17 protein-coding genes and 1 pseudogene are annotated in these 20,311 nt (G+C 71.4%); 7 read left to right on the forward strand and 11 right to left on the reverse strand.

The window, feature by feature from the left end; genetic code table 11:
• Positions 1 to 71 precede the first annotated feature (71 nt).
• Both M2165_RS13255 and M2165_RS13260 read right to left on the reverse strand, forming a co-directional pair.
• On the reverse strand, positions 72 to 1,052 hold the full coding sequence (locus M2165_RS13255) for a tripartite tricarboxylate transporter substrate-binding protein (RefSeq protein ID WP_280815083.1): 981 nt from the start codon (positions 1,050 to 1,052) through the stop codon (positions 72 to 74).
• Positions 1,053 to 1,121: 69 nt separating this feature from the next.
• A complete protein-coding gene (locus M2165_RS13260; protein WP_280815084.1) occupies positions 1,122 to 3,437 on the reverse strand; it encodes a DUF6351 family protein in 2,316 nt (771 codons plus the stop codon).
• A 244-nt stretch (positions 3,438 to 3,681) separates the two neighbouring features.
• Here M2165_RS13260 and M2165_RS13265 point away from each other — a divergent pair, with 244 nt between their 5' ends.
• Genes M2165_RS13265 through M2165_RS13275 form a run of 3 tightly spaced genes read left to right on the forward strand, consistent with a single transcriptional unit; the run spans position 3,682 to position 6,946 of the window.
• Positions 3,682 to 4,947: a putative DNA modification/repair radical SAM protein gene (locus tag M2165_RS13265; protein ID WP_280815085.1), complete on the forward strand. Its 1,266-nt coding sequence runs from the start codon at positions 3,682 to 3,684 to the stop codon at positions 4,945 to 4,947.
• Between the two features lie 11 nt (positions 4,948 to 4,958).
• Complete coding sequence (locus M2165_RS13270; RefSeq protein WP_280815086.1) at positions 4,959 to 6,413, forward strand: UdgX family uracil-DNA binding protein; 1,455 nt, start codon at positions 4,959 to 4,961, stop codon at positions 6,411 to 6,413.
• On the forward strand, positions 6,410 to 6,946 hold the full coding sequence (locus M2165_RS13275) for an ureidoglycolate lyase (RefSeq protein WP_280815087.1): 537 nt from the start codon (positions 6,410 to 6,412) through the stop codon (positions 6,944 to 6,946). Before M2165_RS13270 ends, M2165_RS13275 begins: the two co-directional genes overlap by 4 nt.
• Here the strand turns inward: M2165_RS13275 and M2165_RS13280 are convergent.
• The 7 genes from M2165_RS13280 to M2165_RS13310 all read right to left on the reverse strand — a co-directional run bounded on the left by M2165_RS13280 (position 6,943) and on the right by M2165_RS13310 (position 14,794).
• Positions 6,943 to 8,124, reverse strand: a complete 1,182-nt coding sequence (locus tag M2165_RS13280) for an amidase (protein ID WP_280815088.1) — start codon at positions 8,122 to 8,124, stop codon at positions 6,943 to 6,945. The genes M2165_RS13275 and M2165_RS13280 overlap by 4 nt on opposite strands.
• 25 nt (positions 8,125 to 8,149) lie before the next feature.
• Positions 8,150 to 9,169 carry an ABC transporter ATP-binding protein gene (locus M2165_RS13285; RefSeq protein WP_280815089.1) on the reverse strand — a complete coding sequence of 340 codons (1,020 nt, stop codon included), beginning with the start codon at positions 9,167 to 9,169 and terminating at the stop codon, positions 8,150 to 8,152.
• On the reverse strand, positions 9,166 to 10,203 hold the full coding sequence (locus tag M2165_RS13290) for an ABC transporter ATP-binding protein (protein ID WP_280815090.1): 1,038 nt from the start codon (positions 10,201 to 10,203) through the stop codon (positions 9,166 to 9,168). Before M2165_RS13290 ends, M2165_RS13285 begins: the two co-directional genes overlap by 4 nt.
• Positions 10,204 to 10,507: 304 nt before the next feature.
• The gene (locus M2165_RS13295) at positions 10,508 to 11,410 is read right to left on the reverse strand and encodes an ABC transporter permease (protein WP_280815091.1); all 903 of its coding nucleotides are present in this window, start codon (positions 11,408 to 11,410) and stop codon (positions 10,508 to 10,510) included.
• 10 nt (positions 11,411 to 11,420) lie between these two features.
• Positions 11,421 to 12,374 (reverse strand): ABC transporter permease, encoded by a 954-nt coding sequence (locus tag M2165_RS13300; RefSeq protein WP_280815092.1) that lies wholly within the window; start codon positions 12,372 to 12,374, stop codon positions 11,421 to 11,423.
• 22 nt (positions 12,375 to 12,396) lie between these two features.
• Entirely contained in the window at positions 12,397 to 14,058 is a 1,662-nt protein-coding gene (locus tag M2165_RS13305; RefSeq protein ID WP_280815093.1) for an ABC transporter substrate-binding protein, read from the reverse strand.
• Positions 14,059 to 14,626: 568 nt separating this feature from the next.
• Positions 14,627 to 14,794 (reverse strand): hypothetical protein, encoded by a 168-nt coding sequence (locus tag M2165_RS13310; RefSeq protein WP_280815094.1) that lies wholly within the window; start codon positions 14,792 to 14,794, stop codon positions 14,627 to 14,629.
• Between the two features lie 185 nt (positions 14,795 to 14,979).
• On the opposite strand from M2165_RS13310, the gene pyrC reads away from it, so the two are divergent.
• From pyrC to htpX, 4 genes and pseudogenes are all read left to right on the forward strand, one after another.
• Positions 14,980 to 16,011, forward strand: a complete 1,032-nt coding sequence (gene pyrC / locus M2165_RS13315) for a dihydroorotase (RefSeq protein WP_280815095.1) — start codon at positions 14,980 to 14,982, stop codon at positions 16,009 to 16,011.
• A complete protein-coding gene (locus M2165_RS13320) occupies positions 16,008 to 16,823 on the forward strand; it encodes an NYN domain-containing protein (protein ID WP_280815096.1) in 816 nt (271 codons plus the stop codon). The genes pyrC and M2165_RS13320 overlap by 4 nt, the downstream gene beginning before the upstream one ends.
• Before the next feature lie 143 nt (positions 16,824 to 16,966).
• Positions 16,967 to 17,549: pseudogene (locus M2165_RS13325) on the forward strand (DUF3025 domain-containing protein).
• A gap of 158 nt (positions 17,550 to 17,707) precedes the next feature.
• Positions 17,708 to 18,580: a protease HtpX gene (gene htpX, locus M2165_RS13330; RefSeq protein WP_280815097.1), complete on the forward strand. Its 873-nt coding sequence runs from the start codon at positions 17,708 to 17,710 to the stop codon at positions 18,578 to 18,580.
• A 51-nt stretch (positions 18,581 to 18,631) separates the two neighbouring features.
• On the opposite strand, the gene M2165_RS13335 is transcribed toward htpX, so the two are convergent.
• Both M2165_RS13335 and M2165_RS13340 read right to left on the reverse strand, forming a co-directional pair.
• Positions 18,632 to 19,600, reverse strand: a complete 969-nt coding sequence (locus M2165_RS13335) for a ProQ/FINO family protein (protein ID WP_280815098.1) — start codon at positions 19,598 to 19,600, stop codon at positions 18,632 to 18,634.
• A 72-nt stretch (positions 19,601 to 19,672) separates the two neighbouring features.
• Positions 19,673 to 20,299: a flavin reductase family protein gene (locus M2165_RS13340; protein ID WP_280815099.1), complete on the reverse strand. Its 627-nt coding sequence runs from the start codon at positions 20,297 to 20,299 to the stop codon at positions 19,673 to 19,675.
• Between the last annotated feature and the right edge of the window lie 12 nt (positions 20,300 to 20,311).

Genomic DNA, 20,311 nt, shown 5'->3' on the forward strand with positions numbered 1-20,311 from the left:
CGCCCGCCGCGCGGAGGCGGAATTACCCTTCCTGTCGCCGGTGCGACGGACCGGCGGACGCCGCGCGGTCATCAGTCGGCGTACACGCCGGCGGCCTTGATGACGGGCCCGAAGCGCGCCACCTCGGCCTGCACGAACTTCTTGTGCTCGGCCGGCTCGACCCGCCTGTCCGCCACCACCACCGCGCCCAGCCCTTCCTCCTTCTTGATGAACTCCGGGTCCTTGAGCGCGACCTTGAGCGCCTCGTTGAGCTTCTTCAGCACCGGCGCGGGCGTGCCCTTGGGCGCATAGAGGCCGTGCCAGATGGTGACCTGGAAGTTCTTCAGCCCCGATTCGTCGAGCGTGGGCAGGTCCTTCAGCGCCGGCGTGCCGAGGCGCTTGAGCGTGGTCACGCCGTAGGCCTTGACCTTCTTCGCCTCGATCTGCCCGGTGGTGTTCGTGGTCTGGTCGCACAGCAGGTCGATCTGGCCGCCGATCAGGTCGGCGATCGCGGGCGCGGTGCCCTTGTAGGGCACGGTGGTCATCTCGGCCTTGAGTTCGCTCTGCAGCAGCAGGCCGCACAGGTGCGAGGCCGAGCCGATGCCGGCGTTGCCGAGGTTGGTCTTGCCCGGGTTGGCGGCGATCCAGGCGCGCAGCTCCTTGAAGCTGCCGGCGGCCAGCGTGGGCTTGCCGATCACGGTCATCGGCACGTCGTTGATCAGGCCCAGGTACTCGAAGTCGGTCTCGTAGTCGTAGGGCAGCTTGCGGTAGAGCACCGGCGTGGTCGCCATGCCCACGTGCGTGAGCAGCAGGGTGTAGCCGTCGGCCTTGGCGCGCGCCACCTTGGCGTTGCCGATGGTGCTGCCGGCGCCGGCGGCGTTGTCGATCACGATGCTCACGCCGTCGAGCGGCTTGCGCATGGCTTCGGCCAGGTCGCGCGCCACGCGGTCGGTCGGGCCGCCGGCCGCGAAGGGCACGACGATGGTGATCGGCTTGCCGGCCGGGAAGTCCTGCGCCTGCGCGGCCAGCGAGGCGGTGCAGAGCGCGGCGGCGAGCGCGAGGCTTGTCTTCATGGATGCTTTCAAGATTCACTCCAGGGAAATGAGGCGCGGGGCCGGCGCACCGGCACCCGCGCGGGGCGGTCAGAGGAAGCTGGAGACCAGCTTCTTCGTGATGTCGAACAGCAGGTTCACGGGCGAGGGGCCGAACGAGAGCCAGGTGCCGGCGAGCGGCTGCTGGCCCACGCCCGGCTTGGTCCAGTCGCACACGCCGTCGGGGAAGGCGGCGGTCAGCCGCGCCCACTGGGTCGGCGTGAAGATCACGCGGTAGTCCGACGGGTTCAGCGGCTTGAGCTGGCACTTGGCGATGTCGTCCACCAGCGGGCCGCCCGCGGCCATGCGCGGCGTGGTGCCGGCCGGGTAGAAGGTGTTGCAGGCGCCGGTGCCGAAGGCGGTCTGCTCCTCCACGTACTTCAGGCCGTTGTTCCAGCAGGCGTCCCTCAGGTCGGCCGGGCGGTTGGCCGCGACCTTCTGCGCCGGCGTGCGTGCGGAGCCGTCGGCCTTGACCGCGGTGAGCCAGAGGATCATCTGGTCGTAGGCCGCGGCGGTGCCGCCGCCCATGGTCCAGATCACGTGGTTGTCGATGTGGCCGTTGGCGCGGCGCAGCCGCTCGCGCATCGAGAACGAATGGATCTTGGTGTGGATGTCGCCGCCCACCGCGCCGTCGTTGTAGTCGCGCAGGTCGATGACCGCCGTCGCGGCGAGCCCGCCGCCGCCGTTGACGATGCGGCCCGACTGGTAGGCACGGCGCAGCGCGTCGAGGTCGCCCACGGTGCGCGTCGCGGTGCGCTTCATGTCGCGGTCCACGCCGCCGATGCGCTCGTTGAGGTCGAGGAACTTGTCGATCGACAGCTTGCCCTCGTTGAGCGCATTGAGGCCGTACTGGATGCCCACGTTGTCGATCGGCCGGAGCGCGAAGCCCTCGGCCTCGGTCTTGCCGTAGACGTTGACGGTGTGGTCGAACACCGTGGCGCGCGCGCCGGTCGGGTTGGTGAGCGGGTTGTAGCGCTGCTCCACCGGCACGCCCGCGGGGAAGGACACCGTGGGATCGAGCCGGTTCGCGCTGTTGCTCATGTTCGCGATGTTGCCGATCTGCAGGTAGCCCGAGATCGCCTGCTTCTCGGCCGTCGTGTAGTTGAGCGCCGTCGTGGCCGGGTCGTTGAAGTAGTTGTTGAGCACGCGCGAGTCGTGCAGCTTGAAGATGGTCGACGAGGTCACGTCGGCGAACACCTGGCTCACCACCACGCCGTCGAACAGGCCGGGATAGTTGTCGCTGGTCTGGTGGCTCTGGTAGGAGCCGCCCGAGCCGCCGGTGCCGATGGTGTAGGTGGGCGCGCCGAAGTTCTCGATGAAGCGCTCCTTGACCATCGCGATGGTCTCGGAGGAGAGCTGGTCGTTGCAGTTGGTGCCGAAGACGTTGAGCGTCGAGGTCGTCACCGCGAGGCCGCGGCTCTGGTAGATCGGGTTGATCAGCGTCGCGAAGTCGTTGCCCTGCTGGAACCAGCCGCCCTGGCAGCCGCCGCCGAGCGGATAGATCAGGCCGCCCTTCCAGCCCGCGGTGCGGTAGGTGGGCGAGGGCGCGGGCTCGTTGAGCACGTCGTGCAGGATCGCCGACTGGTAGAGGCCGCGGTTGATGGTGCCGCTCTCGAGCCGCACCACGTAGGGCACCTGCTTGCCGTCGATCGTCAGGTAGGCCATGTTGGCCGGGTAGGCCGTGAGGCTCGCGGGCTCGAAGCGCGTGTTGCTGCCGGTGGTGGTGCGGTAGTAGTAGTCCACCCGCGTCTGCACCGAGCACTTGCCGTCGTCCAGCGGCGTGAGCACCTGCCCGCCCATGCGCGTGAAGGTGGCGTAGCCGCAGACGAAGGGCTGCTCGTGCGGGCCCGAGATCACCGGGCCGGTGACCGGGTAGGCCGTGAGCGCGAGCTTCGCGCTGTAGCCGCCGAACTTCGCGACCACCTCGTTCGCGCCTTCCTTCAGGCCCGTGACCTTGCCGAGCAGGCGGCCGGTCTCGGGATGGCGCACGAAGGCGGCGGTCAGGTCGCGGCCGTCGAGCGTGACCGACAGCGACTCGATCGGCCGGTCGCGCAGCAGCTCGATCTCGACCAGCGCGTCGTCGCCGCTCACGAGCTGCGGCGAGGAGGACAGCACGCCCAGCTTGAGCGTGGCCTCGGGCGGCCCGGGCGGCGTGCCCGGGTCGGGGTTGCCGGGCGGCGGGTTGTTCGGGTTGCCCGGGTCCGGGTTGCCGGGGGCGCCAGGGCCGCCCGACACCGGCGGGAAGAAGCCACCGCCGCCACCGCCGCCGCTTCCGCCGCCGCAGGCGCTCAGGATCAGGGCGGCCAGCAGGGTGCTGACACGGGCCGGTGTGGCGCGCAGGCGCGCCGTCGGTTTCGAACTGCTCATTGCGAATGTCTCCGTTTTGTTGTGGATGCCGGGCGCCCCTGATAGCAACCGATGTGCCATGGCGGGCGGCACGCGCAAGTGCTTGATTTCAAAAGGGATCGCCGGCGCGGCTCGTGGTTTTCCCGCGCGCGGCGGGCTGGAAAACCGCACGGCCCGCGCGGCGGAAGTCTGGAAATCCGCACGGTCTCTGGCGGACACAGGCCGGAAATAACTGTATATTCATCCAGTATTTCCGCTCCCGCCCATGGACCTCCAGCGCAAACTCGCCATCCTTGCGGACGCCGCCAAGTACGACGCCTCCTGCGCGTCGAGCGGCTCGCAGCCGCGCGACTCGGTGGGCGGGCGCGGCATCGGCTCCACCGAGGGCATGGGCATCTGCCACAGCTTCGCGCCCGACGGCCGCTGCATCTCGCTGCTCAAGGTGCTGCTCACCAACCACTGCCAGTACGACTGCCTCTACTGCGTCAACCGCGCCTCGAGCAACGTGCCGCGCGCACGCTTCCGCGCCGAGGAGGTGGTGCAGCTCACGCTCGACTTCTACCGGCGCAACTGCATCGAGGGCCTGTTCCTGTCGAGCGGCATCGTCAAGTCGCCCGACCACACGATGGAGCAGGTGGTCGAGGTCGCGCGCGCGCTGCGCGAGGACCACGACTTCCGCGGCTACATCCATCTGAAGACCATTCCCGACGCGAGCGACGAGCTGATCGCGCGCGCCGGCCGCTACGCCGACCGGCTCAGCATCAACGTCGAGATGCCCACCAGCGCCGGCCTGCAGGCGCTCGCGCCCGAGAAGGACGAGAGCGCGATCCGGCGCTCGATGGCGCGGCTGCGGCTGGCGATCGACCACACGCGCGAGGAGGCGCGCCGCGTGGTGCCGATCCGCGCGCTGCCCGGCGCCACGCCCGCGCCGGCCAGGCCGCCGCCCTTCGCGCCCGCGGGCCAGAGCACGCAGATGATCGTGGGCGCCGATGCCACCGACGACCGCGGCATCCTCGCGACCAGCGCCACGCTCTACGGCGCCTACCGGCTGCGCCGCGTCTACTACTCGGCCTTCAGCCCCATTCCCGACGCCGCGCGCGCGCTGCCGCTCGCCGCGCCGCCACTGCTGCGCGAGCACCGGCTCTACCAGGCCGACTGGCTGATGCGCTTCTACGGCTTCGGCCACGAGGAGATCGTGGCCGCGCCCGACGGGCTGCTGCGGCTCGACGTCGATCCCAAGATGGCCTGGGCGCTCGCGCATGCCGAGCGCTTTCCGGTCGACCTGAACCATGCGCCGCGCGAGATGCTGCTGCGCGTGCCGGGCCTGGGCGTGAAGGCGGTCGAGCGGCTGCTGCAGGCGCGCCGCGTGCGGCGGGTGCGTGCCGACGACCTGCGCCGGCTGCATGTGCCCGCGCGCAAGGTGCTGCCCTTCGTGGTGGCCGACGGGCACCGGCCCGCGGCCTCGGCCATGGCGCAGGCGGCGGCCGCCGCCGCGCCCGCGGCACGGCCGGCGCAGGCCGCGCTGTTCTGAAGGGGCGCGGCATGCGCGTGCGGCTCGGCGACCCGGTCGACCTCGATGCCTTCCGCCGTCATGCGCGGCAACTGCTCGCGCGCGGCGTGCCGCCCGGCGAGGTCGAATGGATCGAGGCCGGCGCGGACGGCCTGTTCGGCGAGGCGGCCTGCGGCGCCGAAACCGCAGCCCCCGCGGCGGCCGGCGCGCGGCAGCCGTCCGTGCCCGCGTCCTTCCTCGCGCTGTGCGCCGACGTGATCCTGCACCGCGAGGCGCAGCGCTTCGACCTGCTCTACCGCCTGCTGTGGCGCCTCGCGCACGAGCCCGCGCTGCGCCACGATCCGCTCGATGCCGAGATGCTGCGCGCGCGCCGCATGGCCAAGGCGGTGCACCACGACATCCACAAGATGCGCGCCTTCGTGCGCTTCACGCGCGTGGTCGATGCGGACGGCCTCGAGCGCCACGTGGCCTGGTTCGAGCCCGCGCACCGCATCGTCGAGGCCAATGCGCCCTTCTTCGCGCGCCGCTTCGCGCAGATGCGCTGGGCCATCCTCACGCCCGGGCGTTGTGTCGAATGGGACGGCCGCGCGCTGGCCTTCCGCGAGGGCGCCGACCGCGCCGAGCGCCCGCCGCCCGATGCCGGCGAGCGGCTCTGGCTCACCTACTACGAGCACATCTTCAATCCCGCGCGGCTCAAGATCGCGATGATGCGGCGCGAGATGCCGCGGCGCTACTGGCACAACCTGCCCGAGGCCGCGCTGATCCAGCCGCTGGCCGAGGCCGCCGCGGCGCGCAGCCAGGCCATGATCGATGCGCCGGCCACGCCAGCGCGGCGCATCCGCGCGCCGATCGCGCTGCATCCGCTGCCTGCCCAAGGCGCCGCGCCCGCGAGCCTCGACGAACTGCGGGCCGCCGCGCACGCCTGCCGCGCCTGCCCGATCGGCGCACTCGCCACGCAGGCGGTCTGCGGCGAGGGGCCGCACGCGCCAAGCCACATGCTCGTCGGCGAACAGCCGGGCGACCAGGAAGACCTGGCCGGCCGTCCTTTCGTCGGTCCGGCCGGCCAGCTGCTCGACCGCGCGATGGCGCAGCTCGGCTGGGCGCGCGAGGGCGTCTACCTCGCCAATGCGGTCAAGCACTTCAAGTACGAACTGCGCGGCAAGCGCCGCATCCACAAGACCGCGGGCCAGCGCGAGGCCGAGGCCTGCGCGCACTGGCTCGAGCACGAGATCGCCCTCGTGCAGCCGCAGGCGCTGGTCGCGCTCGGCGCCACGGCCGCGCGAACGCTGCTCGGCCGGCCGGTGGCGGTGCAGGCCGAGCGCGGCGCCTGGCTGCACGAGCGCGCCGACGGCCGGCCGGTGTTCGTCACGCTGCATCCGTCGGCGCTGCTGCGGCTGCCCGAGGGCGAACGCGAGGCCGCCTGTGCGCGCTGGCGCGACGAGCTCGCGCTCGCGCGCGGCACGGTTTCTGCTGCGATCGCCGCATGACACACGATGTTGCTGCTTCCACCGGCGGCGCCGCCACCATGCTCGCGCCACGGCCGCTGACGCCGCAGGCCTTCGCGCCCTTCGGCACCGTGATCGCCGTGCCCGAAGGCGCCGAGGGCCGCGCGATCAACGGCGGCAACGCGCGGCGCTTCGACCTGCTGTCCGACCTGCGGCTCGATGCCGGCGGCGGCCGCCCGATGCTCGCGTTGTTCCGCGCCCAGGCCCGGCGCTTTCCGCACGAGGTCGCCGAGCTGGAGCGGCATGCGCTCGGCAGCCAGGCCTTCGTGCCGCTGGGCATGCGGCGCTTCGTGATCGTGGTGGCGCGCGCGGGCGCTGCACCCGCGGGCGCCGGCGAGCTTGCCGCCTTCGCGACCGACGGCCAGCAGGGCGTGGTGCTTGCACCCGGCACCTGGCATCACGCGCTGCTGGCGGTCGATGCCGGCGATTTCGTCGTGATCGAGCGCGGCGCCGCGGGCGCGATCGATTGCGAGGTGTGCCGGCTGCGCGTGCCGGTGCGCGTCGACGGGCCCTAGCGCGCGGCGATGCGCTGCGCGAGCGCGACCAGCGAGCGGTCCGAGCGCGCGGGGCCGAGCAGCGAGAGGCCGAGGGGCGCACCCTCGCGCCGCGCGAGCGGCATCGAGAGCTGCGGAAAGCCGCTCAGGCCCGCGATGCACAGCATGCGGATCGCGCGGTTGCGGTAGTCCTCGAGTCCGGCCTCGCTTTCGCTGCGCAGCGGCGCGATGTCGGGCATGGTCGGCATCAGCAGCACGCCGTCGTGGCCGAGCAGCGCCGCGAGGTGGGTGCGAAACGCGTTGCGAAAGGCGCGGCCCGCGACGATCTGCGCCTCGGTGACGTCGCGCGACCAGGCGAAGCGCTCGGCCACGCCCGGGCCGAGCGGCGGCGCGAAGCGCTCGATCAGCGGCCCGTCGGTGAGCCAGGCCTCGTGCGCCTGCACATAGCGGAAATTCCAGTACATCGTGTCGAAGGATTCGAGCGCCACGTCCATGCGCTGTGCCTCGCCGAGCACCCCCTGCACATGCGCCGCGGCCTCGGCGAGCGCGGCCGCGGCGGCGGGCACGGCGAGCGACCATGCGTCCTCGGGACGCAGCAGCCGCACGCGCGCCGGCAGCGGCGCCGCATCGGCGCCGAGCAGCACCTCGGCCACGCGCGCGAAGGTGTCGGCGTCACGCGCGAACCAGCCGCAGGTGTCGAGGCTGGGCGCGAGGTCGAGCGTGCCTTCGAGGCTCACGCGGCCGTGCGTGGGCCGCAGGCCGTAGAGGCCGCAGTGGTTGGCCGGCGCGCGCACCGAGCCGCCGGTGTCGGTGCCGAGCGCGAAGTCGCACAGGCCCCAGGACACGGCCGCGGCAGAGCCGGAAGACGATCCGCCCGTGATGCGGTCCTTCGCGGCGCCGTTGAGCGGTGCGCCGAAATGCGCGTTGTTGCCGTTCATGGAGAAGGCCAGCTCGTCGGTCACGGTCTTGCCGACGAAGCGCGCGCCGGCATCCAGCAGCTTCTGCACCGTGGGCGCGGTGCGCGTCTTGATGCCCGACATCGCGAGCACGATCGGGCTGCCGCCGCTGGTCGGATAGCCGGCCACGTCGAACAGGTCCTTGGCCGCGAAGCTCAGGTCGGCCAGCGGCCCGGTGGGCGCATGCGGCACCGGTGCGTCGGGGTAGGGAACGAAGGCGTGCGCGGGGTCGTGCAGGGGCATGGCGATGGGAGGATTGGTGGTCGCTTCAGGCGACGAGCGTGGGTGCGATGGCGGCCGCGGCCTCGGTGCGGATGCAGCGCACGCGGTGGTTCGGCGCCAGCTCGACGGCCGGCGGCTGGGCGGCGCGGCAGGCGTCGGTGGCGAGGGCGCAGCGCTCGGCGAAGGCGCAGCCCGCCGGCAGTGCCGAGAGATCGGGCGGCGCGCCGCCGATGGTCTCGAGCCGGGCGCCGCGCGCGAGCGCGCCGTGCGCGCGGCTCTTGAGCAGCGCGATGGTGTACGGATGGCGCGGCGTGCGGATCAGCTCGCGCGCGCTGCCTTCCTCGACGATGCGGCCCGCATACATCACCGCGATGCGGTCCGCCACCTCGACGGCGGCGCCGATGTCGTGCGTGACGAAGATCACCGAGAGCCCGAGGTCGCGCTGCAGCTCGCGCAGCAGCAGCAGGATCTGGATCTGCACCGTGGCATCGAGCGCGGTGGTCGGCTCGTCGGCCAGCAGCAGCTGCGGATGGCAGGCCAGCGCGAGCGCGATCATCGCGCGCTGGCGCATGCCGCCCGACATCTCGTGCGGATAGGCCGCGAGGCGCCGCTCGGGGCTCGGGATGCGCACCCGTTCGAACAGGGCGAGCGCGCGCTGCCGCGCCTCGGCGGCCGTGACGCCGCGGTCGTGGCGGCGGATCGACTCGACGATCTGCGCACCGACCGGATAGACCGGATCGAGAGCGAGCAGCGGCTCCTGGAAGATCATCGACGCGACCTTGCCGCGGAAGTCGTCGAGCGCGCGCGCGGGCATCGCGAGCACGTCGCGCCCGGCCACCTGCACCTGCCCGGTCATGCGCGTGCGGCGCTCCGGATGCAGCCGCAGCAGCGTGCGCAGGGTCACGCTCTTGCCCGAGCCCGATTCGCCGATCAGCGCCACCACCTCGCCGCGCCGCAGGTCGAGGCTCACGCCGTTCACCGCATGCACCGGCCTGCGCCCACCGGTGAAGGTGACGCCAAGGTCGCGCAGGCGGACCATCGGTGCGCTGTCGTCGTGGTCGTTCATGCGGCCTGCCTCCGTTGCTGCGCCATCGGATGCCCGCTGCCCGCCTCGTGCACCAGGCAGCTCACCGCATGGCGCGAACCGGTCACGATGCGCTCCGGCGCCACCTCGCGGCACACCGGCGCCGCCAGCGCGCAGCGCGGATGGAAGCGGCATCCCGCGGGCGGATCGATGGGGTTCGGCGGATCGCCGGCGAGCGCGGCCGCCTCGGTGCGGTGGTCGGGGTCCATCGAAGGCATGGACGACAGCAGCGCGCGGGTGTAGGGATGCGCCGGGTCGTCGTAGAGCGCATCGGCCGGCCCGATCTCCGCCACCTGGCCGAGGTACATCACCATCACGCGGTCGCTCACGTAGCGCACCACGTGCAGGTCGTGACTGATGAAGACGTAGGTGAGGCCGAACTCGGCCTTGAGGTCGAGCAGCAGGTTGATGACCTGCGCCTCCACCGACTTGTCGAGCGCCGAGACGGCCTCGTCGAGGATGACCATGCGCGGCTGCAGCGCGAGTGCGCGCGCGATGTTGACGCGCTGGCGCTGCCCGCCCGAAAGCTCGTGCGGATAGCGCTCGGCGAAGCGCCGCGGCTCCAGCCCCACGCGCGCGAGCAGGTCGCGCGCCCGCGCCACCGATTCGCGCCGCGCCACGCCGTGCACCTGCGGGCCGAAGGCGATCGAATCCTCGATCGTCAGGCGCGGGTTCAGCGAGGCGTAGCTGTCCTGGAACACCATCTGCACCTGGCGGCGAAACTCCTTGAGCGGCAGGTCGCGCCCGCCGACCTCGCGGCCGTCGAACACCACCTCGCCGCGCGTCGGTTCGATGAGCTGCATCAGAAGCCGCGCGGTGGTCGACTTGCCGCAGCCCGATTCGCCGACCACGCCGAGCGTCTCGCCCTTCAGCACCTCGAAGTCCACCCCGTCGACCGCGCGCACCACGCCGCCGCCGCGGCCGAGCGGATCCTTCTTGAGCGGGAAGTGCTTGACCAGGCCGGTGATGGTCAGGAGCGGCTGGGCGGGGCCGCCGATGTCATCCAGTGCTTTCAATTCTTTCGCTCCTTGGTTGTAGGGGCGCTGTGGTTCGGGGCGCGTGCACAGGCCACCGGGTACTCCCCTCCGCGAATGTCCCCCGGCCTGCGGCCTCCTCCTTTATTTCGCTGCGGGGAGCACCCGGTGCCCTGTGCACGATGAGCGCGGCGCTCGTGCGGGCGGTTCGACTGCGGCGCCCTGATCTCGTCGATGGGGTGCCTTGCGCAGCGAAATAAAGGAGGAGGCCGAAGGCCGGGGGACATTCGCGGAGCAAGGTACCCCGTCGGCGAGATCGCCCCCCAAGACAGTGCACACGCCATGCCTACCCCTTGTTGTCCATCGCCGACCGCAACCCGTCGGACAGGAGATTGAAGGAGATCGAAGTGATGAAGATCATCACCCCCGGCAGCGCCGCGACCCAGGGCTGCACGTAGATCGCGGTGCGCAGCGTGTTGAGCATCAGGCCCCATTCGGGCTCCGGCGGCTTCACGCCCAGGCCCAGGAACGAGAGGCCCGAGGCCAGGATCATCGAGACCGCGATCAGGCTCGTGGCATAGACGAAGATCGGCCCGAGCACGTTGCCCAGCACATGCACCCGCACGATCGTGAACGCGTTCGCGCCCGAGGCGCGCGCCGCCTCCACGTAGTCGCGCGTGCGCACCTGCGTCGTCACGCTCTCGGCCACGCGCGCGATCTGCGGCACGAACACGATGGTCAGCGAGATCAGCGAGTTGACCACCCCCGCGCCCAGCGTGCCCGAGAGCGCGATCGCGAGCAGCACCGACGGGAAGGCATAGAACACGTCGATGGTCCGCATCACCAGCGTGTTGGTCAGCCCGCCCGCATAGCCCGCGACGATCCCGATCACCGTGCCGAGCACGAAGGCGCAGACCACCGGCGTGATGCCGATGAACAGCGACAGCCGCGCCCCCACGATCAGCCGCGAGAGCATGTCGCGGCCCTGCTCGTCGCTGCCCAGCCACAGGCCTTCCGTGCCGATCGGCTTGAGCCGCTTGAGCATCGACGCGGCGTAGGGGTCGTTCGGCGCGAGCCAGGGCCCGAAGACCGCCAGCCCGATCAGCAGCAGCACCACCACGGCCGCGCCCATCGCGACCGGATCGCGCGCGAAGCGCAGCAGCACCGAGGTCCAGTAGCCGCGCGAGCGCTGCGCCGGCAGCGGTTCGGGTGCGGCGGCGGCGATGGCGGGAGCGAGCAGGGCGGACATGGCTTGTCTTTCAGGCCCGCGCGATGCGCGGATCGAGCAGGGTCTGCAGCACGTCGACCAGCAGGTTGAGCGCCACGAAGAACAGCGCGAGCACCAGGATGGTTCCCTGCAGCAGCGGCAGGTCGCGCTGGAAGATGGCGGAATTCAGCAGAAAACCGGTGCCGGGCCAGGAGAACACCGTCTCGATCAGGATCGAGCCGCCGAGCAGGTAGCCCAGCTGCAGCCCCATCACCGCCAGCGCCGTGGGCGCCGCGTTCTTCACCATGTGGCGGAACACGCCGAAGTGCGTCAGGCCCTTGGCGCGCAGGCCGACGATGAATTCCTGCGCGAGGATCTCGGCCACCAGCGCGCGCACCGTGCGCGCGATGATGCCCATCGGGATCACCGACATCGTGAGCGCCGGCAGCACCAGGAACTGCTGGTGCGCCCAGTCCCAGGCCCAGTCGCTCGAGCCGCCCGGCCCGGCCCCCGTGGCCGGCAGCCACATGAGCTGCGACGAGAACACGATCACCATCACCATGCCGAGCCAGTAGTGCGGCACGCTCACGCCGAGCACCGAGAGCATCGAGGCCGCGCGGTCGATCCACGAGCCGCGGAAGTAGCCCGCGACGAAGCCGAACAGGCAGCCGAGCACGAAGCCGATCAAGGTGGCCACCACCGCGAGCCGCAGCGTGTTGCCCACCGCGGTGAACACCTCGCCCGCCACCGCGCGGTTGCTCGCGATCGACACGCCCAGGTCGCCGTGCAGCGCGCGCCACAGCCACATCGCGAACTGCTCGGGCAGCGAGCGGTTGAAGCCGTAGAGCTCGCGCAGCTGCGCCTGCAGCTCGGCCGAGGCATCGGGCGGCAGGATCGACACCAGCGGATCGCCGGGCGCGATGTGCACCAGCAGGAAGCACACGAGCGCCACGCCGATCATGATCGGCACGGCATAGAGCACGCGGCGCAGGAGGTAGGCGAGCATGGGCGGGCGGCGGCGTGCGGCTTCAGTCCATCGACATCGTGGCGATGTCGATGAACCAGCTCTTCGGCTGCACCACGTTCTTCACCTTGGCCGACATCGCGCGCGGGCCCACGTCGTGCGCGATCCAGACGAAGGGCGCGTCGTCGACGATGTGCGCATGCAGCTTTGCCAGCGCGGCGTCGCGCGCCTTGTCGTCGAAGCTGGTGCGCGCATCGGCCACCAGCTTGTCGACCTCGGCGTTGCCGTAGTAGCCCCAGTTGTTCGACACCGGCGGGAAGGCCTTGGTGCTCACGAAGCGCACCATCGCGAAGAACGGGTCCATCGCCGCGAAGCTCACGTTGGTGGCATTGGCGCCGTTGGCCGACGGGTCCTTCGCGCCCTTGCGCCAGTTGGTGAAGAGCGTGTTCCATTCGATCACGTCGAACTCCACGTCGAAGAAGCACTGCTTGAGCGACTGCTGCGCGAACTCGTTCATCGGCAGCGGCTGCATCTGGCCCGAACCCGAGGCCGAAATCTGCACCTTCACCTTGATCGGCTTGGCCGCCGAGTAGCCGGCCTGCGTCATCAGCGCCTGCGCGGCCTTCACGTCGTAGCGGATGTCGAACTTCGGGTTGCCCCACCACGGATGGCCCGGCGGCACCGTGCCCTTGGGCTCGGCCATCATGCCGCCGAGCAGCTGCTTCATGCCGCCGCGGTCGATGCACAGGTTGGCGGCCTGGCGCACGCGCTTGTCGAGCCAGGGCGAGCCTTCGGCGAACGACAGCTGCCACGGCCACACGTGCGGCTGCGCGTTCGAGTAGACCTTGAAGCCGCGCTGCGTGATCTGCGGCATCGCGTCGGGCGCGGGCGCCTCGATCCAGTCGACCTGGCCGCCGAGCAGCGCGGCGGTGCGCGCATTGGCCTCGGGCATCGGCAGCAGCACCACCTTGTCGATCTTCGGCACCCGCTTCGCGTCCCAGTAGGTCTTGTAGGCCGCGAGTTCGAGCCGTTCGCGCGCGACGAAGCGCGTGACGCGGAACGGGCCGGAGCCCGCGGGGTCGGCCGCGAAGGCGGTCCATGCCGCCTTGGCCTTGTCGGCCGGCGTGGCGCCGGCGGCCGCATCGAACTTCTTCTGCCAGTGCGCCGGCGAGGCCATGAACAGGTTCGTGAGGTTGATCGGCAGGAAGGCGTCGGGCTCGCTGGTCGTGAGCTCGACCGTCAGGTCGTCGATCTTGCGCGCGCTGCGCAGCGTGGGCATGCGCGAGGCGGTCACGCCGACCTGGCTGGGATCGAACTGGGGCGCGTCCTTGTCGAGCACCTTCTGCACGTTCCAGACCACGGCGTCGGCATTGAAGGCCGAGCCGTCGTGGAACTTGACGCCCGGACGCAGCTTGAAGACCCACTTGGTCCTGTCCTTGGCATCGACGGCCCACGAGGCCGCCAGGCCCGGAATCAGCACGCTCGGCGCGTCGGCCTTCGAGAGGTCCCACTGCGTGAGCGCGTCGTAGATGGGAATGCCGGTGAAGCGGTTGCCCTCGAAGCCCTGGTCGGGCTGGCCCAGCGTGCGCGGGATGTCGGCCGCGGTCATCGCGATGCGCAGCGTCTTCTCCTGCGCCGCGGCCGGCGCGGCGGCGAAGACAAGGACGGCGAGGGCCGCGAGGGCGGCCAGGGACTTCGGGCTGGGGACGGGTGCGGCACGCTTCACAAGGAACTCCGTTGAATGAGGGCCTGCTCCCCAAGCACGACATGTGCCAGCCGGCGCGCACCTCCCGCCTATGCCGTCCGGCGGATTTACGCCCGAGGGGGCGGTTTCCACAATGCGAGCACCCGCCGGATCCCGATGGCGGACGCAGGAAACCCACGATGACAGTCCTCAAGCAAGGCTCGCGCGGCGAGCCGGTGCGCCGCCTGCAGGAGGCGTTGAACCGCAAGCTCGTGCCCTCGCCCGCACTGGTGCCCGACGGCGACTTCGGCCCGCGCACGCGCGCTGCCGTGGTGCGGCTGCAGGCCGCGAACTGGCTGGTGGAGGACGGCGAGGCCGGCCCCTGCACGCAGAACGTGGCCTTCGACAGCGAAGGCCACGCGCCTATCCTGCATGCGATCTCGCTGATCCCGCAGCCGACGCCGACCCAGTGCTGGGCCGCGAGCACCGCGATGATCACGCGCAGCACCGTGGCGGCCGTGGTCGCGCGCACGCCGCCCGACCTGATCGCCGCCGATGGCGGGCTGCGCAACTTCTCCGAAACCGGCGACGCGATGACCGGCGGCCGCCGCTACGCCGCCGCGCACGGCCTGACGGTGCGGCCGCCGATCTCCTGGACGGTCGGCATGCTGCGCGACGCGCTGCGCGCCGGCCCGCTGATGTTCGACATGCTCTGGCGCTCGAACGAGTACGCCGCCGGCACCGGCAGCCCGGGCCACATGATCGCGGTCGTCGGCATCCGCGGCGACAACGACCCGAGCGGCCGCGGCACCACGCTGCGCATCCTCGACCCCTGGCCCGCCGAACGTGGGCGCGCGCTATTCGGTCGGCTACTTCAAGTGGATCCAGGAGGTGCCCACGCGCACCTACCGCGTCTTCCAGCGCTAGGAGGCTGTCGGAGGGCGATGCGACAATCGCCCTCCCATGACAGACACCCTCACCATCACCCGGCCGGACGACTGGCACCTGCACGTGCGCGACGGCGCCGCCCTCGAGGCCGTGGTGCCGCACAGCGCGCGCCAGTTCGGCCGCGCGCTGATCATGCCCAACCTGCGCCCGCCCGTGACCACCGCGGCGCAGGCCGTGGCCTACCGCGACCGCATCCGCGCCGCGCTGCCCGCGGGCAGCAGCTTCGAGCCCGTGATGTCGCTCTACCTGACCGACAGGCTGCCGCCCGAGGAGATCGCGCTGGCCGCCGAGGCCGGCGTGCGCGCGCTCAAGCTCTATCCCGCCGGCGCCACCACCAACAGCGATGCGGGCGTGACCGACATCCGCCACACCTACAAGACGCTCGAGGCGATGCAGAAGCACGGTCTGCTGCTGCTGGTGCACGGCGAGGTCACCGACCCGGCCGTCGACCTGTTCGACCGCGAGGCGGTCTTCATCGACCGCGTGATGATCCCGCTCCGGCGCGACTTTCCCGAGCTCAAGGTGGTGTTCGAGCACCTCACCACGAAGGAGGGCGCCCAGTACGTGCGCGATGCCGGCCGCTTCACCGCCGCCACCATCACGGCGCACCACCTGCTCTACAACCGCAACGCCATCTTCACCGGCGGCATCCGCCCGCACTACTACTGCCTGCCGGTGCTCAAGCGCGAGACGCACCGCGTGGCGCTGGTCGAGGCCGCCACCAGCGGCAGCGACCGCTTCTTCCTCGGCACCGACAGCGCGCCGCATCCGGCGCACCTGAAGGAGCATGCGCTCGGCTGCGCCGGCTGCTACACCGCACTGACCGCGATCGAGCTCTATGCCGAAGCCTTCGACAACGCGGGCGCGCTCGACAAGCTCGAAGGCTTCGCGAGCTTCCACGGCGCCGACTTCTACGGCCTGCCGCGCAACAGCGGCACCGTCACGCTGAAGCGCGAAGCGTGGACCGTGCCCGAGACCGTGCCCTACGGCGATGCGACGCTCAAGCCGCTGCGCGGGGGCGAGACGCTGGCGTGGCGGCTCGCATGACGCCCGCGCTGCGCGTGATGCTGCTGATCGATGCCGACAACGTCTCGGCCGACGTGATCGAGCAGGCCGTGCAGCGCACCCTCGCCGAGTACGGCGCGGTGCATGTGCGCCGCGCCTACTGCAATGCCGAGACGGCGCTCAAGCAGCAGGCGCTCTTCAAGCGGCTGTCGGTGCGGCCGATGGTCAATCTCTCGGCCGGCAAGAACAGCACCGACATCGCGCTGGCGGTCGATGCGATCGATCTCGCGATGGCCGAGCGGCCCGACGTGGCGGTGCTGGTCTCGTCCGATTCCGATTTCGCGCCGCTGGTGATCCGCCTGCGCGAGAAGGGCTGCCGCGTGTGCGGCCTCGGCCAGCAGGGCAAGACGGGCGAGGAGACCGTGGCGGTCTACGACGCCTTCACCGACCTGCGGCACCAGGGTGCGCCGGTCGCACCGCGCACGGCGCCGGCCCGCAAGGCCGCCGCCAAGCGTGCGCCGGCCAAGGCCGATGCCGCGCCCGCCGCGAAGCCCGCGGCCAAGGCGCCCGCGAAAACGACGGCCCGCAAGACCGCCAAGGCCACCAAGGCGGCCGCAGCCAAGCCGGCGCAGGCCCGGCCGGTCTCCGAGGCGGCCGAGTTCATCCTGCAGGCCGTGCCCGCGCTGCGCAGCGGCGCCGAGGTGCCGCTCAACGACGCGGCCCAGGCACTGCGTGCGGCGGGGCTGCTCGGCAAGCACGGCAGTTCGCTCAAGCTGTTCGACAAGCTGCCCGCGGAGTTCGCGGTGCTGCAGCATCCCGACCGCATCCGCTGGACCGGGGCCGCCGCGCCTTGACCCTGGCGGCGATCGACTGGGCGCAGCCCTGGTTCGCGCCCTACCGCGCGATCGGCGAAGCGGCCGCGCAGAAGGTGTGGGCCGGTGATCCGGTCGCCGATGCGCTGCAGCAGTTCGCCACGCCCGGCCGCACGCCCGCCTTCGTGCCGCAGTCGGCGTTGCCGCCGGACAGGGCCTATGAGGCGCACGTCTTCCAGACCCGCAGCGTGCCCACGCGCGACAACCTGCACGACTTCTTCAACGGACTGGTGTGGCTCGTCTTTCCCGACGCCAAGCGCCGCCTCAACGAACTGCAGGCCGCCGAGATCGCCCGCCTCGGCATCGGCGCCACGCGCGGGCCGCTGCGCGATGCGCTGACGCTGTTCGACGAGAACGGCGCGCTGCTCGATGCGCCCGCGGCGCTCTGGCAGGCGCTGTGCGCGCGCGACTGGCATGCGCTCTTCGTGGCGCGGCGTGCGCTCTGGCGCGAGGCGCGGCTCGTGGTGTTCGGCCATGCACTGCTCGAGAAGCTCGCCGCGCCGCGCAAGGCGAGCGACCGCGCATGTGCTGCTGCGTCCGCCCGGCGCGTCGCTCGACGACGCATCGATCGCCGCCGCCCTCGACGCCGAGCGGCTCGCGCAGAAGCCCTTCGTGCCGCTGCCGGTGCTGGGCGTGCCGGGTTGGTGCGCCCAGAACGCGGCGGCCGATTTCTACGACGATCCGAAGGTCTTCCGCCCCGGTCCGTAGAACTTTTGCTCCTATCATCGCTCTACCCGCCAGCCGGCCGCGCAGGCCGCTTCCAGAGAACCCAAGACAACAACGAGCGGAAGGCGGGCCCGGCACGGCTTGAAGAGGACCCGGCGGTCCTCATCTAGACGGCAGCGTTCCCCCACGGAGAATTCAACTTGAAACGTATCCTTCTGTTCGTTCTGACCAACGTGCTGGTCGTCGCGGTGCTCGGCATCGTCGCCAGCCTGCTCGGCGTCAACCGCTTCCTGACCGCCAACGGGCTGAACCTCACGGCGCTGCTCGGCTTCGCGCTGGTCATGGGCTTCGGCGGCGCGATCATCTCGCTCCTGATCAGCAAGCCGATGGCGAAGTGGACGACCGGCCTGCACATGATCGACAACCCCCAGACGCCCGACGAGGCCTGGATCGTCGGCACGGTGCGCAAGTTCGCCGACAAGGCCGGCATCGGCATGCCCGAGGTCGGCATCTTCGAGGGCGAGCCCAATGCCTTCGCGACCGGCGCGTTCAAGAACTCGTCGCTGGTGGCGGTCTCCACGGGCCTGCTGCAGAACATGACGCGCGAGGAGGTCGAGGCCGTGATCGGCCACGAGGTGGCGCACATCGCCAACGGCGACATGGTCACGATGACGCTGATCCAGGGCGTGATGAACACCTTCGTCGTGTTCCTCTCGCGCGTGATCGGCTATGCGGTTGACAGCTTCCTGCGCCGCGGCGACGACCGCTCCTCGGGCCCGGGCATCGGCTACTACGTGAGCACCATCGTGCTCGACATCGTGCTGGGCTTCGCGGCCGCGATGGTGGTGGCCTGGTTCTCGCGCCAGCGCGAATTCCGCGCCGACGCCGGATCGGCCGCGCTGATGGGCAACCGCCAGCCGATGGTCAATGCGCTCGCGCGCCTCGGCGGCCTGCCGGCCGGCGAGCTGCCCAAGGCCGTCGAGGCCATGGGCATCACGGGCAGCATCGGCAAGCTGTTCGCCACGCACCCGCCGATCGAGGAGCGCATCGCGGCGCTGCAGAACGCGCGCTGAACGCGGGCTGCAGACGCATCGAAAGCCGCCACCTCCGGGTGGCGGCTTTTTTTATTGCGCGGCGTCCTCGGCCGCCGGTGCCGGTGCCTCGGGCGCTGCCGCCGGTGCCGCGGCCGCTTCGCGCTCCTTGCGAGCGCGCTGCAGCGTGCGCGTGACCTCGCCGGGCTTCATGCCGTACATGTCGGCGAACTCCTGCTCACTGCGGCCGCTGGCCTCGAAGGCGCGCAGCAGCGCCTCGCGCTTGGCGGCCTGGGCAGCCAGCTCGGCCAGCGCCTCGTCGACCACGGCATTGGCCTTCTCGTCGCGCGAGCGCACGAGCACGGCGTAGGCCTCGCGATCCAGGCCCGAGGCCTCGATTGCGCGCGCGATGCGCGTCACGAGCTGCGGCCGCAGGTCCTCGCCGGTGCGCTGCGAGCGGCGGCGGTGCAGTTCGAGGATCGCGTGGTGCACATGCTCGGGCGCGACCGGCTCGACCGGGTTGCCGTCGAGGTCGTGGCGCTGGTGGCCCGCGGCCACGGCCTCGAGGTAGCGCGTGGAGCGCGCATGCTGGCCCATCGCGATCTTGAGCTCCTCGGCCTTGAAGACATCGGGATGGCGCGCGAGCAGGTCCTCGTAGACGCCGAGCTTGAGCGGCAGGAAGCGCGCGCCGAACAGCTTCGGATGCAGCTCGAACAGGCGTTCGAGCACCGGGTTGACCTTGCGCTGCGGGCGCTCGGGCTGCGACGGCTGTTGTTGCTGCTGCTGCGCCTTCGCTGCGCCCTCGGGCGCGCGCGGGCCGCCGCCCTGGCCGCCCGGGCCACGCTGAGGCTTCTGCGGCCGGCGGCGCGGGTTGTTGCGCTGCTGCGCCTGGCCGTCGCCGCGCGGCGCGCGTTCGGCCGCGGCATCGCCTGCCGTGTCGCCGGCCTCCGCGGTCTCGGCGCCGCCGCGCAGCTGCTGCTGCAACTGCGTGGCGAGGTCGGGGCGGGGTCCGCGCGGCTTGCGCGCATTCGTCTTCGAGTCGGTGGTGGAGGCGTCGGTCATGCTCGGAATTCGGCGCGGTGCGCGATGCTGGAGGAAAAGGATGGAAAGTCGGTGGGTCCGGCGACGGGCGCGTCAGCGCGGCCGGTACATCTTGAACAGATTGTCGGGCCCGATCTCGAAGTAGTCGGCCGGGCCGCCGCCGCGCAGGATCGGCCGCGCCGCGGCGGTGTCGTAGATGCCCTCGCGCAGCAGCGTTCGCGCGATGTGCACGCCCACCACCTCGCCGAGCACCAGCCAGGTCTCGACGGCGCGGCCGTCGGCGGCCTGCAGCTGCACGATCTGGGTCAGCCGGCATTCGAAGGACACCGGGCTTTCGGCCACGCGCGGGGCCGCGATGCAGCGCGAAGGCGCGGGCGTGAGGCCCGCGAGCGCGAACTCGTCGACCTCGGGCGGCACCGTGGCGCAGCTCTGGTTCATCGGCTCGGCGAGCGCGCGCGTCGCGAGGTTCCAGCCGAACTCGCCGGTCTCGCGGATGTTGCGCAGGCTGTCCTTGGCGCCGATGCTCGCGAAGCCCACGATCGGCGGCGTGTAGTTGAAGCCGTTGAAGAAGCTGTAGGGCGCGAGGTTGAGCACGCCCGCCGCGTCGCGCGAGGAGATCCAGCCGATCGGCCGCGGACCGACGATCGCATTGAAGGGATCGTGCGGCAGGCCGTGGCCGCGCGCGGGCTCGTAGAAGTGGAAGCGCTCGTCGTCCTGCATGCGGGCCGTCCG

The organism is Variovorax sp. TBS-050B (assembly GCF_029893635.1).
Classification (GTDB): Bacteria; Pseudomonadota; Gammaproteobacteria; order Burkholderiales; family Burkholderiaceae_C; genus Variovorax.

What these genes read in the sequence shown, in the direction of transcription:
- M2165_RS13310 (WP_280815094.1), bottom strand. Translation starts at nt 14,794, where the DNA reads ATGCCGACGACCGCGATCATGTGGCCCGGGCTGCCGGTGCCGGCGGCG.
- pyrC (WP_280815095.1), top strand. Translation starts at nt 14,980, where the DNA reads ATGACAGACACCCTCACCATCACCCGGCCGGACGACTGGCACCTGCAC.
- M2165_RS13260 (WP_280815084.1), bottom strand. Translation starts at nt 3,437, where the DNA reads ATGAGCAGTTCGAAACCGACGGCGCGCCTGCGCGCCACACCGGCCCGT.
- M2165_RS13275 (WP_280815087.1), top strand. Translation starts at nt 6,410, where the DNA reads ATGACACACGATGTTGCTGCTTCCACCGGCGGCGCCGCCACCATGCTC.
- M2165_RS13295 (WP_280815091.1), bottom strand. Translation starts at nt 11,410, where the DNA reads ATGTCCGCCCTGCTCGCTCCCGCCATCGCCGCCGCCGCACCCGAACCG.
- M2165_RS13335 (WP_280815098.1), bottom strand. Translation starts at nt 19,600, where the DNA reads ATGACCGACGCCTCCACCACCGACTCGAAGACGAATGCGCGCAAGCCG.
- M2165_RS13285 (WP_280815089.1), bottom strand. Translation starts at nt 9,169, where the DNA reads ATGAACGACCACGACGACAGCGCACCGATGGTCCGCCTGCGCGACCTT.
- M2165_RS13280 (WP_280815088.1), bottom strand. Translation starts at nt 8,124, where the DNA reads ATGCCCCTGCACGACCCCGCGCACGCCTTCGTTCCCTACCCCGACGCA.
- M2165_RS13300 (WP_280815092.1), bottom strand. Translation starts at nt 12,374, where the DNA reads ATGCTCGCCTACCTCCTGCGCCGCGTGCTCTATGCCGTGCCGATCATG.
- M2165_RS13255 (WP_280815083.1), bottom strand. Translation starts at nt 1,052, where the DNA reads ATGAAGACAAGCCTCGCGCTCGCCGCCGCGCTCTGCACCGCCTCGCTG.
- M2165_RS13265 (WP_280815085.1), top strand. Translation starts at nt 3,682, where the DNA reads ATGGACCTCCAGCGCAAACTCGCCATCCTTGCGGACGCCGCCAAGTAC.
- M2165_RS13320 (WP_280815096.1), top strand. Translation starts at nt 16,008, where the DNA reads ATGACGCCCGCGCTGCGCGTGATGCTGCTGATCGATGCCGACAACGTC.
- M2165_RS13270 (WP_280815086.1), top strand. Translation starts at nt 4,959, where the DNA reads ATGCGCGTGCGGCTCGGCGACCCGGTCGACCTCGATGCCTTCCGCCGT.
- M2165_RS13340 (WP_280815099.1), bottom strand. Translation starts at nt 20,299, where the DNA reads ATGCAGGACGACGAGCGCTTCCACTTCTACGAGCCCGCGCGCGGCCAC.